Origin of the sequence: Curtobacterium sp. MCBD17_013 (genome assembly GCF_003234565.1) — a bacterium.
Lineage (GTDB): Bacteria > Actinomycetota > Actinomycetes > Actinomycetales > Microbacteriaceae > Curtobacterium.
Map to the genome: position 1 here is coordinate 1 of NZ_QKTU01000038.1, position 1,039 is coordinate 1,039.

2 protein-coding genes are annotated in these 1,039 nt (G+C 68.1%); both read right to left on the reverse strand.

Annotation, left to right across the window (positions count from 1 at the left end):
• The coding region (locus DEI81_RS15880; RefSeq protein ID WP_309146679.1) for an IS3 family transposase at positions 1–719 on the reverse strand (719 nt) is incomplete at its 3' end.
• A complete protein-coding gene (locus DEI81_RS15885; RefSeq protein WP_181435452.1) occupies positions 686–973 on the reverse strand; it encodes a transposase in 288 nt (95 codons plus the stop codon). The genes DEI81_RS15880 and DEI81_RS15885, both read right to left, overlap by 34 nt.
• Between the last annotated feature and the right edge of the window lie 66 nt (positions 974–1,039).

Consider the following 1,039-nt stretch of genomic DNA (forward strand, 5'->3'; position numbering starts at 1 on the left):
GATTCCATCAGCGCGTTGTCATACGCGGACGCGACCTGTCCCATTGAGCCGAGGAGCCCGGCTTCGCGGAGCCGGCTGCCGAATAACCATGACGTGAATTGCGCTCCACGATCCGAGTGGACGATGGTTCCCGTGGGCTGGCGGCGCCAGGTGGCCATCTGGATCGCGTCGACCACGAGTTCGGTGCGGAGGTGGTCCGCGATCGACCAGCCCACGCAGCGGCGGGAGAACACATCGATCACCGCCGCGCAGTACACCCACCCCTCGCCGGTGCGGTGCTGGGTGATGTCGGTGACCCACAGCTTGTCCGGCGCGTCTGCGGCGAACACCCGCTTCACCCGGTCTTCGAACACGGCCGGCAGCCGGCCCGAGCCGCTGGTGCGCCATCTCCGATGATGGACTCCCTGCAGCCCGGCAAGGCGCATGAGCTTTTCGACCCGGCCGTGCCCGATCCGGCGCCGCTGCCCGAGAACCAGCTCCGCGTGCACCCGACGGACACCATAGGTGCCGCGGGAGCGGGCGTGGGCGTCCCGGATCTGGTCGATCAGATGCGCGTCCTCGACGTCCCGATACGACGGCCCGCGGGACCGCCACTCGTAGTAGCCAGACGGGGACACCTGCAGGACCCGGCACGTCACCGCGACGGGCACCCCGTCATCGGCGAGCTCGCGGACGAGCCGGAACCCTATTTTGGGAGCACGTTCTCCCGCGCGAAGTATGCGCTGGCCCGCTTCAGGATCTCGATCTCCATCGCTTGCAACCGGTTCTCCCGACGCAACCGAACCAGCTCGGCCCGTTCGTCCCGGGTCATCCCTTCGGCGCGGCCCTCTTCGACGGCCGCTTCGCTCATCCAGCGGCGCAGGCCCGACTCGCTGATCCCGAGATCCTTCGCGATCTCACGGACCGGTTTCTCACCCTGCCGGGCAAGCGCCACAGCGCGGCGACGGAACTCCTCAGGCTTCGCAGCAGGCATCACGGACTCCTTCTCCGGGACGATCATCGCCCCAACTCAGGTGTCCGGGAAACCCGGGACAGGTCA